A 16009-nucleotide genomic window follows, 5' to 3' on the forward strand; every position below is an offset into this window, starting at 1 on the left:
ACGAAGCTAGACTTAGACAAAATGAGATTAAAGGCTCAATGTCTGTTGAAACGCTTGCTCAAAATCAGCCTTAATATCCTCAATATGTTCCAAACCAACGGAAACCCGAACTAATTCAGGTGTTACCCCCGATGATCGCTGTTCTGCCTCACTTAATTGTTGATGGGTGGTCGAAGCCGGATGGATGACGAGGGTTTTAGCATCCCCCACATTTGCCAGATGACTGGCCAGTTTAACGCTGTCGATAAACTTGCGCCCTGCCGCTAATCCGCCTTGAATTCCAAAGGTTAAAACGCCTCCAAAACCATGTTTGAGATATTTTTTGGCTCGTTCGTGATAACAGTGACTTTCTAACCCTGGATAACTCACCCATGCCACCTGGGGATGGCTTTCTAACCAATGGGCTAAAGCCAGTGCATTCTCGACATGGCGATCAACTCGTAACGAGAGAGTTTCCAGACCTTGTAATAACAAAAAGGCATTAAACGGACTCAAAGTTGGGCCTAAATCTCGTAATCCTTCTACCCGGGCGCGAATAATAAAAGCAATATTGCCAAAGGGGCTATCGGGGCCAAAGGCATCTTGAAAAATTAAACCGTGATAGCCCGGTGCTGGTTCAGTAAATAAAGGAAACTTGCCATTTCCCCAATTAAACTTCCCTGAATCCACAATTACCCCACCAATTGAGGTTCCATGACCACCAATCCACTTAGTCGCAGACTGCACCACAATATCGGCTCCGTAGTCAATGGGTCGCGCTAAATAGCCGACACAGCCAAAGGTATTATCCACAATTAAAGGAATATTATTTTCGTGAGCCACCTGAGCCAGAGCCACAAAATCAGGAATATTAAACTGGGGATTACCAATGGTTTCCACATAAAGGGCTTTGGTGTGGTCATCAATAGCAGCCCGAAAATCTTCGACATTATCCCCATCAACAAACTTGACGTCAATTCCCAAACGGGGCAGACTGACCTTAAACTGGTTATAGGTTCCGCCATACAGATAACTGGTGGAAACGATATTATCTCCAGCTTGGGCAATGGTGCTAATCGTTAAAAACTGCGCCGCTTGACCACTTGAGGTGGCTAAGGCTGCAACTCCACCTTCCAAGGCTGCAACCCGCTTTTCAAAGACATCCGTTGTCGGATTCATAATCCGAGTATAGATATTGCCAAATTCCTCAAGACCAAATAACTTCGCCCCATGTTCAGCATTATTAAAAACGTAGGATGTGGTTTGGTAAATGGGAACAGCCCTAGCATTGGTCGTTGGATCAGGTTCTTGACCCGCATGAATTTGTAGCGTTTCAAAACGATATTGATCAGGCATCAGTAATTCCTTAAAATTGAGAGTGTTGAGAGCTAACTATTTTAGATATACATAGCAAAATAATCATTGTAAATTTCAGTATTGGTGGAAACAGTTAGTTCTATTTGTTTTTGTTCTTCCTCGGTGGCAGAACTTGTGGCCAGGCTTGAGGGATCGTCAGAGATGAAATCCCCACAATATTCATTGGCCGGTACGGCAGCCTTCATCTTTTTGGGATAACTTAAATTGAGATTGTTCATAATCGTTATAAACTGCTCACGGCTACGATCAGCAAACCGAGGGTTTTGTCGCTTTTCTTCGCCAATGGTGGAAACAGTCCAGCCTTTATAGTCATGGGCCGGATAAACTAACGTTTCGTCTGGCAAGGTAAATAACCGTTGCGTTACCCCATCATAGAGGGTTCCCGGATCGCCTCCTTGAAAATCCGTGCGTCCACAACCCCGAATCAATAAGGCATCCCCTGTTAACAGATGGGTCTTATTCACTAAATAGGCGATGTGACTAGCCGTATGGCCGGGTGTGGCGATCGCCTCAATCATGACGGAGCCGATGTTGATCGTTTCACCACCGACCCAGGAATGATCGGCTTTGGTTACTGTCGGATTCTGGGGAACAATCACCTGAGCACCCGTTTGTTTTCTCAGCTTGCCAGCCCCTGTAATATGATCGGCATGGAGATGGGTTTCCAAACAATACTTTAATTTCAATTCCAGTTCATCTAATACTCGTAAGTCACGGTCAACCTGCTCTAAAACGGGATCGACCAAAACCGCATCTCCTGTTTGTTGATCAGCAATCAAGTATGTGTAGCTACTGGTTTCCGGGTCAAAGAATTGGCGAAAGAGTAAGTTTGAGGGGAAAATTCCTGGGCTGAGTTCTTCTACAACTTGACGATCCTCTCGCGACAAGGGGTATAGATGGATAGTAGGAATAGAACGGACAGACAACGGGAGTGAGCGCAATAACGTCTCGGCTAAGGCTTGGACTTGTTCTCGAATTTCTGGAACGGCGATCGTTTCCCACAAATCCCCTTTGCGTGGAGTTCCTAGGGTATAAAAGAGAGTCGAAATCTGTCCATCGGCTGACCAGAGAGCCCCGTTGACGGCGGTATCTAATCCTAAGCCAAGAGGATTCGGACGAATGAGCCCTTGTGATCGCAAACTGGTAATTAGAGGATGGTCAAATTTCCGATAATCAACCGTTATGCCTGTGCAATTCACCACACGGCTAACGTTGAAAATAGTATTCGTTTGAGTGTTGCGTTGGCGAACCGTGACGGCTACACCATCGGGTAATTGTTGATAATCTTGAATCCGCCCTGCTGTAATCGTCAATTGACCGGAATCTAACAGTTCCCCTAAGATATCTGCTACTTTTTGAGCAATTCGGTGACGATGAACATCCCAATAAGGGGCAATATGAAGTAGAAAACGCTGCTGTTCAACCGTTGATAGTTGCTGCCAGAGTTGGGGAGTAATGGGGCGCAGAGAATCAATCACTCCTCGCCAGTCATAGCCCAAGGACACAGCAGACTTCACCTCAGCACGAACTCGATGCAGTAAACTCAGGGCTGTTGTGGGTGCTGTTTCTGGAGTCAGAAAGCTGGGATAAAATTGAGTGGCTTGATGTCGCTGGGGAAACAATCCTCGTCGAGACACGGCATAAATTTTGCCTTGATGCTTTTGTTCATGGAGAGACAAAACCATATCTACCATCGTCAGTCCCGTACCCATGATCAAAACTGGTGCGTCTTGAGCGAGATCCGTTAGGGCATCGGCTGACCAAGCATGGCGTTGATAGCTGGCTATATTCTCGTTGGCATGGCAGGTAAAAGGTGTGTTCCCTAATGCTAAAACGACTTTATTCGCATAAAAGGAGTCACCACTTGCCAGAGACAGGATTGCATCTGTTCCTGACGGGGCGATCGCAACCACTTCATCGGTTAATCGCTCTAAGCGAATATCGCTATTGGCTGTGGCTTCTGCTTCTGCCAAAATCGACTGAATGTATAAACCATAAACTTTGCGGGGAATGAAGGTACTGGGATTAACCTCTGCACCAAGGAGAGGTTTTAAGGTGTTTTTATTGTGTTGAAGCCAACGGAGTAGATGTCCTGGATCGTTGGGAAAGGCACTCATATTACCTGCGGATACATTCAGTAAATGACAGGTGGCATCAGTGCTGTAAGCAATTCCCTTGCCAAAGGAATGACTACGCTCAATCAACTTAATGGTGAGAGGTTGAGTTGCGGTCTTGAGTAAATGGGTGGCGACCAAAGCACCACTAAAACCACCACCGATGATCGCGATTGTGGCGGTTTTAGGGGGATTCAGAAAAGTAGAGTTCATAGTGATTTCCCGTCCTGATAACGACGCTGAATTAACCCGTTTCTGTTTGAGTACAAACGGGTTGATTTAAAAATTTGAGTGTGTTTCTGCCAGACCTTTGATCTTCTTAAGAACTGGTTGGAAACACCTGAAATCCACCTGCATAAACCCTATTTTCAAATCGTACAGTTTTCGCTTCGTATTCCTTTAGTAAGCAGGATACAAAATCTGATGTTTTTCAATCAGAAGATCCTTTTTTAGGGGTTAAATCTTAAAATATTATAAAGAATAAGGATAATTTTAAATTTCATGCTAGGTTCTACCCATCTCCAAAACAAAATCATGGGTAAAAACGCAAATGATTGACTTAATCTTCTAATGTGGGCGTAATTAAAACTTAACTGTAGAATTCTTTGAATATCAGGGCATCTGTATTGATTTGCCCTTTTTTTTGTTGGGGGGAGATGGGGACGGGGGGACAAGGGGACACCAGCGATGTNGTTTCTAAACGTTTTTATTGTAAGCGTTGACGGGCCATCATGCGCCAGGTGAGTAATTCGGGTAAACGCCAGGTAACGCCGTTAGATTGTTGATCCGTTTCGTCCTGTTCTAAAGCCGTTTTCCAAAATGCTAGGGCTTGTTTGTGACGGTTTTGGGCTTCTAAAACTTGAGCTAAAATATAGTAAGCTACGGCATTAGATTCTTTTAATTCTAAAGATTGACGTAACTCAACTTCAGCTTGTTTAGGATTATTTTGCAAGAAATAAGCCCAGCCCAGATTTTTATGTAAAGCAGAGCGAACTCCTTTATCTTTAACCTGTACGAGGGTTTTTTCTAATTTATCAATAGCTTCGTGGGTTTTGCCTTCTAAAATTTCTAACCGAGCTAAATTATTAACAGCCGCTTGTGCTGCCCGGTTATTGTCAACATCAACGAGAATTTGATAATGTTTTTTCGCGGGTTCAAACTGTTCTAGTTTCTCGTAAGTAGACCCCAGGTTATAATGACCTGCACTTAAGGCGGGATGATAACGAACGGCTTGCAATAAATCAGTTTTAGCGGATTGGAATTCTCCTTCTAAATAGTGTTTATAACCCAGTTCATTGAAGGATTTACCCATCAATTGATACCAAATTTCTTTCTTGAAATTGCTGTTAATGGTGTAACTAATGGGTTGACCTGGGACGGCTTCTAACAGCGATCGCTCGATTAAGAAATCTAAGGAAATTTGAACTTCCGTTCCGGTTTCCGAGAGGATCAAATCCGTTGCCAACTCACTTAAGGTGGCTGGTTTGGGATTCACGGCTAACCAACAAACTAAACGAATTTCAAGCTCTGACAATTCTTGATCGGCTCGCAGATATTGACGAACCAATTCTTCAATCACTAAGGTATTTTGCTTGATTAATTTGGTCAGATTTCCTATCGTTAAATCCGGAATTTTAGCCGACCATAATTTTAAGATTAAGGGATTACCCCCACATAAATGCACTAACTCTGACAGGTATTTTCCATCCAAATAGAGGGTTTCCTGACCGGAAAGTAACATTTGTTGAGAGTCTTGTTCAGATAAGCCTGTTAACTGAATAGACGGTTTAGAGGCAAATTTTTGCCAGGAGGGAGGAATTTCCCAACCCATTAATAACACGCTACTGCGATGGGAAGATTCGCTCAATTGTTGCAGGAGGAATTCATAACTTTTGAAGGCTGCATCTTTACTTCCCAGTTGTGAAATATATTCCACTTCATCGATAATCAGTAAATATCGAGAATTGGATAGGGTTTTGATGAATTCAGCAATTTGTTCCGAATCATCCCAATCTAAGGGGGGTTTTGAGGTAGCGGGAAACGTAGCGGCAATAAATTCACTGGGAGAGGGTTTATCTCGCAGCGATCGCCAAATTACTTGGTCAAAGTCGGGGGCAATTTCTTGGACTAATTTTACCCCTAATGCGGTTTTTCCAATTCCTCCAATCCCTTCCAGCATCATCAGAGGAACACGTTCTGTCACTAATCCTTGTTTTAAGGTGGCTAAGGGTTCTGAACGGCCATAAAAAGCTCCTAATCGAGGCGCGCTACCCCAATCAATTTGGACATTACTACTGAAACCCTGAGCATCACCCCCTCCCAGTAAGCGTTTTTTGCGACCCGATTGGCCGTTTTGTCCGCCGAGTTGATTTCCTTCCGATTGATATTCTGCTAATAACCGTTGCTGAAGTTTGGCTAACTTTCCTGGGCCAGCCCCGGTAATGTTTAATTTCCTATACACTTCTCCTAAACGTTTCTGCAAGGCGTCCTTGCGAACTCCTAAATGCTTAGAAATTGTGGTCATGGGTTCGCCTTGGATTGCCCGTGCCATGACTTCGAGTTCATTGTCGGAAATTCCTACTCTCGTGGCTACAGTCTTTAAAAATTCTCTGGGTACCATATCCAATTTAACCTAATAAATTTTAAGATTGAATGCCAGCTTGATGCTAAATTCTCCTCTTGTCAATCCGAGTAAGTTTCTATCGATTGACAAGAGCAACAAAGGATCAATCTGGGGTGATCGTCGGACAAGGAAAATCAAGCTAGAACAAGTTTGAGTTGTGTTCCTAACTATCCTGCCAACCCTTGAAAATAGCTCTATTCTGCATTGAGCAATTTGCCCAAAAACTCAAGAACTCTCAATTTTAAGTTTAGCATATCTTCTCGGTTTTATGAGCTAATTTCAGAATTTTAAGTTTTTATGCTCCCAAGTTGGAAAAGAGCGATTCAGATGGAATCCGCTTTTCATCTCTGACGATAGCACCTGGAGTAATTTTAGCTCTAGTGGGCAGAACAGTCTTTCTGATCCGGAAACCGACAACGGCCATCCCGACAACAGCCGTTTGTAATCGGATAGGTGGGTCTAAGTTAAAAGTGAAGAGGATTTCCCCCTTTCTAATGGCGGAGATCAGACAGTTTAGACCGGAAAATTCCGTTAGATTTGATCTGTTCCTCAAGCTCAACTTTGGCATCGGAATTCAACTTTTCGGGTCTGCCATCAAAACTCAAAAGGAACAGACCTAAAGAATCTAAATTTAATCTTTAAATTGTTCTCAACCTCAAAAAAACAATGATAGGCTTTGGGAATATTAGCAAAGTCCAGAACAATATGGTGATTAGTCGTAGCCATCTCAATAATTCTCCCCATTTCAGGACAAAAACCCTAGAAACTTCCCAATCTGCTCATCACTTAGCCCAAGTTAGACAAGTGAAACTCTTAGCAACGGGAAAATACTTACCTAAAAATCAAGTTACTGCTGAACAATTAGGGCAAAAATTAGGAATTGAAGCCACTTGGATTGAAAAAAAATCTGGGGTCAAAGTTCGTTACTTTGTTCAAGATGAAACCGCTTCTCAAATGGGGGCAATGGCAGCTAAAAAAGCCTTAGAAACGGCGGGATTATCCTTAAATGATATTGATTGTATTGTTTGTACCAGTAGTGTTCCTGAACAGTCTATTCCTTGTACTGCTGCTTTAGTCCAAAAACAACTCGGAGGAGAGTCTTCAGGAATTGCCACTTTTGATATTAATTCAACTTGTTTAAGTTTTGTTGTTGGGTTAGATACCCTCTCTTATTTAGTAGATGCAGGACGCTATTCACGGGTGCTATTAGTGGCTTCAGAAATTGCCCTAGCTGTTGATTGGAAGGATCGAGAAACCAGTACCTTATTTGGAGATGGCGCCGCTGCTGCAATTATTGGTAAAACTAATCCCGAAGAAGGTTCAAAAATTATCTGTTCTCGCCAAGAAACTTATAGTGAAGGTGCAGATTTATCCCAATGTTTAGCCGGAGGAAATCGTTATCATCCCCGTGAATACTCGGACAATATGGATCGATTTTTATTTAAAATGCAAGGTCGGGCAATTTACCGTTTAGCCTCTCAAATTTTACCCGGATTTTTAGAACGATTGTTACAACCTGCGGGGTTAACCTTAGAAGATATTGATTTTGTCATTCCCCATCAAGCAAGTTTAATGGCAATGGGTTTAATTCGTAAAGGATTAAATATTCCTGAAGAAAAATGGATGGTTATTGCTCACAATCACGGAAATACAATCGCTGCTTCGATTCCGATGACCCTCCATGAAGCAATTCAACAGAATAAAATTCATCGAGGCGATCGCATTTTGCTATTAGGAACCTCCGCCGGATTTTCCGTTGGGGGGATAGTTTTAGAATATTAAACTTTTAATTTATCGCTAACTGAATAAGGAAAAATTATGAATATTTTGATATTAATTTTAGGTTTAATTGGATTAGCAGAACGGGTGATCAAATGGATTTTAATTCAACAATTTTTTCAAAAAGCTAAACTTGAGGCTGAATCTTTCCTCCCACTGGAAACCTATACAATTTCTATCTTACAACCCATTTTAAGCGGTGATCCGACCCTATGGGACTGTCTGAGCAACAATTTAGCACTAAAAACACCCTATCAACTAGAATTTATTTGGTTAATTGATGAAAATGATCCAGTCGCACAGGCGGGATGTCATCAATTGATAGAAACCTATCCCGATGTTAAGGTTAAATTAATTTCTCTACCTCCATCCCCCAATCAAATTAGTCCCAAAATGTTTAAACTAATTGCCGGACTGAAGGAAGCAACGGGTAATATTATTGCGGTTTTAGATGATGACACAATGTTACCCAATCAAGCTTTTGATCAGTGCCTTGCCTATTTAGAAAAACCGGAGATTGGTGTTGCCTTTGGTTTACCTTATTATGTCAATTTTTCTAATTTTTGGTCAACCTTAGTCTCTAGTGTCGTGAATGGGAATAACTTACTGACCTATATTCCCTATACTTATCTAATTAATCCTTTTACAATTAATGGAATGTTTTTTGTAATCAAACGAGAGGTGTTAGAAAAAGTGGATGGATTTGCAACTTTAGATAAATTTATTGTAGATGATTATGCAATCGCCCAACATTTCCGCAAACAGGGTTATCAACTCGCCCAAACTCCCGTTTGTCATGGAATTAGTACCCAAATTCAAGATTCTACCCACTATTTTAACCTAATCACACGCTGGTTTATTTTTCCTCAAGCCTCGATTTTAAAATCTTCCTCGGTTCAAGAATTAATTGTCTTTTACTTAATGGCATTTTTGCCCACCCTGTTTCCCTTTCTCGTCTTCCTTTATACTCTATTCTTCCCTTCCCTTTATGGGTTAATCTATGGACTGATTTACTTTGGTTTAAATTATGCCCTATTAAGCAACTTTAATCAAAATTATCTGCGGAATGCAACACCCAAGACCCATATTATCGTCTTAATTCTTGTGCAAATTTTACTACCCATTCATATTATTATTTCCCTGTTTTTACCCCGAAATATTAACTGGAGAGGACATATTATGCAATTAACCGAAGAGGGAGGGTTTGAATTTATTCAACGTCGAGATTCTGTTTAAAGCAATGATATTAGTTATAGATATTATATTCAGTGCGATCGCATTCATTCTATTTTTCACCGGAATAGAAACTATACTATGGTGGTATACCTGGCATCAACAATCTCAACAAACCCAAATACCTACCCAACCTTGGCAAACTGCGTTAGTTTTTATCACCGGAATTAGTGACTATACCCAAGACCATTTAGACCCAGAACAAATCAATTTTATTAATAAAATTACCCAAGCTTATCAAATTGATCAAATTATTGCTGAACCCTTTCCTTGGCAACCGTTGACCCATAAAACCTTAATTTTATCCCGACTTTGGAAATTTTTACACCTTCAACCCCTACCTTTATGGGTGATGTCGTTACACAACTTTTGGCAAACGATTTTAATTTTAGGGTTAACAAATTATTATGGAAAAGATATTGCACACTGTTTATTAAACCGCCTGGGTTTACCAAAATCTACTCCTAGTCAACTGATCTTTTTGTGCGGAAGTACAGGGACAGGAATGGCGTTAGCTTCCCTCCCTTATTTAAAACAATATCTTTCCTCTAAATTGATTATTATTTCTTACGGAGGCGTGTTTAGGTTATCTCCAGGATTAAATGATATGGATCAGTTGTTTCATCTTGTGGGAAATCAAGATCATTGGGCAAAATTAGGTGAAATATTATTACTAAATCGAGGTCATCATTCAACGGTTTTTACAAAAGCAAAACAAGAAAATCGCTTATTCAGTGTTTCGACTGGAGAACATAGACATCTGGATTATTTAAGCGATCGCTATTCCCAAACCAACTTTAAAACCGATCAACAATTAACCGTAGAAACTATTTTAAATTTAAAAATTTTAGGCTTGAAATCCCGTTTTGATAAATGCCCCTAGTGCTAAGAATCAAGCTATTACAAAAACTGACTGTTTTAAAATTCAGATATTTTGTTTTCAGTTGGCTTCTGGATCTGATAAAATAGCAGATGTAGTCTCAGTTTTAATAAATGTAGTTTGACTTAAATCAGTTTCAGCTAAATTAGCTTGATTCAAATTAACCGCAAATAAAATTACCCCCCTTAAATTAGCTCCTATTAAATTAGCATCTTCGAGATCTGTATAAATTAATTTAGCTCCTCTTAAATCAGCCCCTCTTAAATCGGCACCTTTCAAATTGGTTTTAAATAATTTAGCACAGGTTAAATCTGCCTTTCTAAGGTCGGCATAAATTAATTTAGCACTCGACAAATCAGCCCCACTTAAATTAGTTTGAATTAAGTTAGCAAATAAATGAGAATTGCTTAAATCAGCACCACTTAAATTCGCCGATTTTAAATTACTTTGCCAAAGTAAAATACTTTTTAATACGGCTCCTCTTAAATCAGCACCCTGCAAATTTACCCCAATAAAACCCCGTTTTCCTGTTGCATAACGATCTAATAATTCACGAGGACTCATTAAAATAGAGGTAGGACTATGTTCTGTTGGCTTCATGGGATTTATGATTAAGGGTTTATAACTATACTTCTGTTATAACTCAAAGTGGATACTGGGTAATTCTTTAATTTTTATCCACCGAGAGACTCAGACTGATGTTATTACCAAAAGAAAAATTCTGATCAGGAACACAAGCCATTTTACGAATGAGATTATCAATAATTTATCAGTATTTATACGATTAAAAATGTATAAAAAATTACTTGAATTTACAAAAATATTTTTGTAACAAAATCCCTGAAACTCAAATTTAATCGCAATTCTGGAATTGAGTCCGTGTCAAGAATCAACGTTCAGCTAAAAAAATACTGAATTAAATGCTACTTTAATAGATCCCCATGATTAACCTTGTCCTAGGGACTGCCAAATCGATTTGAGGGAATTTTGGGTCTGTTTTAAAACTTGATTCAGGGGTTTTTGAGCTTGAAGAAATACACGAGCACAATTGCGACCCGGCATTCCTGAAATTGACCCCCCTGGATGAGTACCTGCACCCGTTAAAAATAAACCTTGAATGGGGGTGGTATAATTCGCTAATTCAGGGAGGGGACGGAAAAAAATCATTTGATCTAAGGTCATATCAATATGATAACAATTGCCTTTATAAGACCCTAACCGTTCTCCCAATTCCGCCGGACTTTCGACCCGACGCGCTAAAATTGAATGCTTGAGATTAGGAGAATATTCAGCAATTTTATCCAGCACTCGATCTGCGACTTTATATTTTAACTCATCCGTCCATCCGGTTCCATTTAACCCCGTTCCTTCGGCTCCTGCTATTTGATAGGGGGCAAAAAATTCAATCCATAAGGTATGTTTTCCTTCAGGAGCCATAGAGGGATCTAAGATTGTTGGAACCACTAAATAAACTGACGGATCTTGATCAGGAATTTCCCCAACGGTACATAAATTATGGGCTTTTTCAACATGATTAACAGAATCTGCAATTAAAACTGATCCGATTAAATAACTATCTTGATGATTATAAGCATCAAATCGTAAAGGTTCCGACAAAGCACAATCAATTTTGAGAATCGTTTCATTATTATTAATCATTTTACGGTCTAACCGTTCTCGTAAATTGGGGTCGGCTGCGTCTATATCCATCGCATCAACACATTGTAAAAATAACCGCCTCGCATCAATATTAGAAATCACTCCCCGTTTTGCTCGATATTCTTGCTGGTTTGAAACTCTAACTCCAACAGCACGACCGTTATCAATTAATAACTTTTGAACCGGAGTGTCTGTTAAAATAACGCCTCCTAAATGTTTAACTAAATTCACTAAGGCTTGAGTTAATGCACCTGTACCCCCGCGAGGTCGAGACATTCCCGGATGATGACGCATTGCTAACATACTTGCGCCTACAGAAATGCCTTTTTGAGAGGGAGGAGCACCAATTTCTGATGCTAATCTTGCTAAAGGAGCTTTAACAATTTCCGTATCAAACCATTCATTAACTAAATCCTCTGGACTAATTAACATCGTTCTGACAAAATCTAAGATTTTATCTTTTCCTCCCAAGACCGCTAATAAATCAATAAATGCTTCTCGGTCAAAGTTTTTAGCAATATCAATAATTGAAGTCGGAGGGGCATTAAATAAAGGGCTAACGGCATTCATTAATCGTTGCCAATACTCAACAAATTCTTTATATTTGCGGGCATCTCGTTCACTATATCGAGCAATTTCTGCACAGGTTTTTTCCACAGAACGATGAGCTAAAAAATACCGTCCATCGGGATGAGGACAAAACACAACGGGGTCACAATATAAATACTCTAAGCCATATTTTGTTAATTCTAATTCTTCTACAACGGGGCCAAGATGGATAAATTCATGATCAATGGCACAGAGGTTAAACTTAAATCCCGGTGCATCTTCGGGAATGACTTCTTCTGTAGTAGCAGCCCCTCCTGGAACGGGACGTTTTTCTAATAGTAAAACACTATACCCAGCTTTGAGAAGATAAGCGGCACAAACCAACCCGTTATGGCCTGCACCAATGATGATGACATCATAAGTAGACATCAGAAACCCCCCGTATTGATCACGTTGTTTAGTGTATCAATAGATGTTGATTTTTCCTAGTCCCTGGGGTAAAAAATAGAGAAAAATTTACATCTTTTGGAGGAAGGATGATTGATTTAACATCATTATCTTAGTAAAAAGATACTCAAAATTGGATATAAAATCAGGAGAAAATGATGAGTCAAAATCAAACTGAAAATTCGGAGACTTTACCCGAAGAAGTCGCCCAAAATCCAGGTGCGAGAGTCGCCGCCATTAATCGTAATCCTACCATTACTCAAGAAGAAGCAAAAAATGCCAACGAAGGAAAAGGCCCCAATGGTGCGGGCGGTGTGGCTCCCAGTTCGGCTGAGTATTACGTTCCCAGTTCTTCCAACCCTAACCCAACCGATCTTCCGAGTACCACCTAAGCTGAAGAAGTTAACAGAAACCCCACCTCAATTATTCCGCTTGGGGATAAACTGGGGTGGGGTTAGGGGTTAATAAAAGCTAATAGAAATTGTAAAAAATTCTGACCTCTGTACTTAAAGAAAAGTCATGCAGAGTTGGCAATTGAGTAAAAAAATGCTAGAATCTGATATAAGATTATAAGTTTTTTAATCGTTGCCAATCGCCTAAGTTACGACACTGCCGAAATAGGGAAAAAGCGGTTCCAAAGGAACAACCCTGACGCTGGGAAAAATCTCGAATTGTTGTTACAACTTCCAGCACGGTATCAGGATCGGCATCCAGTTGAAGATGAACTTGCTCCAACAAGGAGACAACATTTTCAGCAGGTAAACACAGACTGAGAACTTCTTTGACTTGCGTATATTTGTTGTTCACGAGCTCAGGTTTGGGTAAAGGGGAGACTAGATAGAATGATTCTATCTAAAGATAGATGAAAAAACGTGAAAGTTATTATATCTTATCATCTTTAAAACTCAGAAGTTGAGTTCGTTTTATTTGTTTTGATTAAACTTTAAACAGAGAATTAATAACCTTAAATCTTTATCTTTCTAGGCTAAATCAAGCTCTAATTCAACTAAATTTATTGAGATTGAACATTCCCATTGTTCAAGAAAAATATTCCATGACCGAAGTTCGACAATGGGTTTAATAATCTCGATAATAATGGGTTTCTTGTTTATCTCCATTAGCAACCATTCCTAATACAGGAACCCCGGCGGTGTTAATTTCTCTCAAAGCTAAACTAAAAGCTTCTCGGTCAGTTTTTCCTAAACCCACAACCATCATTAACCCATCCGTATGAGGTGCTAATAAATTAGCATCAGCTAACCCTAAAATTGGAGCGGTATCGTAAATAATTAAATCAAAAGATTCCTGCAATTGCTTCATTAACTCTTGCATTTGTTTTGAGGATAATAACCGAGTCGGATCAGGATAAAAGTCTCCGGCGGTTAAGACATATAAATTATCCTCGTTAGGAGCTTGTTTAATCACGGTTTTAAACTCTAGTTTTTCTGTAATAATATTAGTTAAACCTTGTTGATTTAAAAGCTCTAACATGGTATGAATTCGAGGACAACGTAAATCAGCATCAACTAACAAAACCCGTTGACCCATTGCTGCTGCTCCTTGTGCTAAATTCATGGCAATGGTAGATTTTCCATCAGATGGAGTTGCAGATGTAATCACACAGGAACGCACAGTTCCTTCAGGATTGAGTAAGCGTAAATTTGTATTTAAAGCTCGGAATGCCTCTTGGAATGGGCTACAAGCGGGATAGGTGATATTAGAAATATCAAGAGTCGGTGCAACAGAACCCGGAAGCATTAACGCCTCATTACTGGCTGGAATTACCCCTAATAAGGGTAAACCAATACTATCAGTAACTTCATGGGTCGTGCGATAAACATTATTGAATCGTTCCAGAATTTGAGCCGTAATTGCTCCTAAGAATAATCCCGCTAATCCTCCTAATGCTAAATTTAAAGGAACATTGGGAGAAACAGCCAGTAATTCGCCATTGGTTTGGCTGGGAATGCGAGGAGGTGCAATTAGTTCCCAAGGTTCCGGTTTCGTTTTGGGAACAACTTCTAATTGCATGGCTTGGCGTTTATTGGTGAGTTCTGTCAGTTGAGTATTCGTGGTTTTTAACTGTTGTTGTAAACTGTTATAACGACTAAAAACCACCGGAAACACTTGAGAATATTGGTTAAATTCTTGAGCCGCTTTTTCTAAAACTTCATTTCTCACCTTCAACATCTCAATATTATTAGCCGTCATCACTAACTGCTGGATGAGTTCCATTCTAATAGAATCTTGAAACCGGATAATATTAGGATCAACCTGATCAGAATTTTTTCCTAAAATCCGTTTCGCTTCCTGTTCTAATAAGGGTAATAATTGCGATCGCTGATCTAATAATACTTGAATTTGAGGAGCATTTCCTTTAAAACGGGCAGATTCAATGGCAATTTTTGTCTCTAATTGTAGTAACTCTTGCAATAAGCTTTGATATTGGGGAGATTGACTTAAGGCGGATGCGAGTAATGCTTGTTCGGGTTTTAATCCTAATTGTTGTTGTAAGGTTTGATATTGAGATTCCTGTTGCTGAAGTTGAGCTTGAGTTTCTAACTTTTGGGATTGTATTTGACTATTTTGTTGAGCTAAATATTGAGTTTGGAGTTGGGGGTCAATAAATTTATATTGTTGTTGTATTTTTTGAATTTCTTGCTGAAATTGCGGAATTTTTTTCTCTAATTGAGTAATTTGCTGTTGAATTAACTTGAATTGTTGTTCCCGATCTTGAGCCTTTTTATCTTCAGGAATACTATATTTTAAATAGCCCTCAGCAAGTTTTTCTAAAACAAATTGCACTTTCTGAGGTTCAGCATCTTGATAACTTACCTCTACAATTCGAGTTGCTTTTAACGGTTTAATTGAGAGAATATCATGTTTCCAAAAGGTTTGTCCTGTTGTTTTATTAAACAGAGAATCATAAGTCACTTCAGGATAGCGGGTTTGAATCGCTTTCAGAATTCCTGACATTAATTTAGGACTTTGTAAAATTTCGATTTGGGAATAATAATCTAAATCGGTCTTCCCCTCTACCTCAGAGGATTTAGGCTGAAGTTGAGGCTGAGATTCAACTAAAATTTGAAACGACCCTTTATATTCAGGAGTTTGATTAATTGTCCACAGATAAACTCCAGTAGTAACGGCTGTTGTCACTCCTAAAACCGCAATAGCTCGTTTCCATAAAACCTGCCAAAAATTAAATTTTTCTCCCGGATTATATTCCAAAGGATATAAATCTGCATCATAATATACAGGACTCCCGGACGGAATTCTTTCTACAGAATAGAGCGGTTTATTTTGAGGATGAGCAGCAGATAACCGAGATAATTTCCTAGTTTTCATCTTAATTTTGGGGGTAATTTC

10 protein-coding genes and 2 pseudogenes are annotated in these 16009 nt (G+C 39.6%); 4 read left to right on the top strand and 8 right to left on the bottom strand.

Annotated features, from left to right (window positions below; all coding sequences use genetic code 11):
- Positions 1 to 27: 27 nt before the first annotated feature.
- From PL9214_RS12045 to PL9214_RS12055, 4 genes and pseudogenes are all read right to left on the bottom strand, one after another.
- A complete protein-coding gene (locus tag PL9214_RS12045; protein WP_072719046.1) occupies positions 28 to 1335 on the bottom strand; it encodes an O-acetylhomoserine aminocarboxypropyltransferase/cysteine synthase family protein in 1308 nt (435 codons plus the stop codon).
- A 170-nt stretch (positions 1336 to 1505) separates the two neighbouring features.
- A pseudogene (locus tag PL9214_RS32290) lies at positions 1506 to 2198 on the bottom strand (MBL fold metallo-hydrolase); the annotation flags it as partial.
- Positions 2199 to 3185: 987 nt separating this feature from the next.
- Positions 3186 to 3683: pseudogene (locus tag PL9214_RS32295) on the bottom strand (FAD/NAD(P)-binding protein); the annotation flags it as partial.
- A gap of 493 nt (positions 3684 to 4176) precedes the next feature.
- Positions 4177 to 6090: a tetratricopeptide repeat protein gene (locus PL9214_RS12055; RefSeq protein ID WP_072719048.1), complete on the bottom strand. Its 1914-nt coding sequence runs from the start codon at positions 6088 to 6090 to the stop codon at positions 4177 to 4179.
- Positions 6091 to 6798: 708 nt separating this feature from the next.
- Between PL9214_RS12055 and PL9214_RS12065 the strand changes: the two genes are divergently transcribed.
- From PL9214_RS12065 to PL9214_RS12075, 3 genes are read left to right on the top strand one after another with little or no spacing between them, the layout of a single operon-like run.
- Positions 6799 to 7875: a beta-ketoacyl-ACP synthase III gene (locus tag PL9214_RS12065; protein ID WP_083579986.1), complete on the top strand. Its 1077-nt coding sequence runs from the start codon at positions 6799 to 6801 to the stop codon at positions 7873 to 7875.
- Between the two features lie 36 nt (positions 7876 to 7911).
- Positions 7912 to 9108 (top strand): glycosyltransferase family 2 protein, encoded by a 1197-nt coding sequence (locus PL9214_RS12070; protein ID WP_072719050.1) that lies wholly within the window; start codon positions 7912 to 7914, stop codon positions 9106 to 9108.
- A 4-nt stretch (positions 9109 to 9112) separates the two neighbouring features.
- Positions 9113 to 9988 (top strand): hypothetical protein, encoded by an 876-nt coding sequence (locus PL9214_RS12075; RefSeq protein ID WP_139295042.1) that lies wholly within the window; start codon positions 9113 to 9115, stop codon positions 9986 to 9988.
- 57 nt (positions 9989 to 10045) lie between these two features.
- Here PL9214_RS12075 and PL9214_RS12080 read toward each other — a convergent pair whose 3' ends face one another.
- Positions 10046 to 10585, bottom strand: coding sequence for a pentapeptide repeat-containing protein (locus PL9214_RS12080; protein ID WP_072719052.1), 540 nt, complete (start codon positions 10583 to 10585; stop codon positions 10046 to 10048).
- Positions 10586 to 10930: 345 nt separating this feature from the next.
- Positions 10931 to 12622, bottom strand: a complete 1692-nt coding sequence (gene crtO / locus PL9214_RS12085) for a beta-carotene ketolase CrtO (protein WP_072719053.1) — start codon at positions 12620 to 12622, stop codon at positions 10931 to 10933.
- A gap of 173 nt (positions 12623 to 12795) precedes the next feature.
- Between crtO and PL9214_RS12090 the strand changes: the two genes are divergently transcribed.
- A complete protein-coding gene (locus tag PL9214_RS12090; protein WP_222425231.1) occupies positions 12796 to 13032 on the top strand; it encodes a hypothetical protein in 237 nt (78 codons plus the stop codon).
- 175 nt (positions 13033 to 13207) lie between these two features.
- Here the strand turns inward: PL9214_RS12090 and PL9214_RS12095 are convergent, their stop codons facing one another.
- Together PL9214_RS12095 and PL9214_RS12100 are read right to left on the bottom strand one after the other, a co-directional pair.
- Positions 13208 to 13447 (bottom strand): hypothetical protein, encoded by a 240-nt coding sequence (locus tag PL9214_RS12095; protein WP_072719055.1) that lies wholly within the window; start codon positions 13445 to 13447, stop codon positions 13208 to 13210.
- Positions 13448 to 13717: 270 nt separating this feature from the next.
- On the bottom strand, positions 13718 to 15988 hold the full coding sequence (locus PL9214_RS12100) for a polysaccharide biosynthesis tyrosine autokinase (RefSeq protein ID WP_072719056.1): 2271 nt from the start codon (positions 15986 to 15988) through the stop codon (positions 13718 to 13720).
- Between the last annotated feature and the right edge of the window lie 21 nt (positions 15989 to 16009).

Origin of the sequence: Planktothrix tepida PCC 9214 (assembly GCF_900009145.1) — a bacterium.
GTDB lineage: Bacteria > Cyanobacteriota > Cyanobacteriia > Cyanobacteriales > Microcoleaceae > Planktothrix > Planktothrix tepida.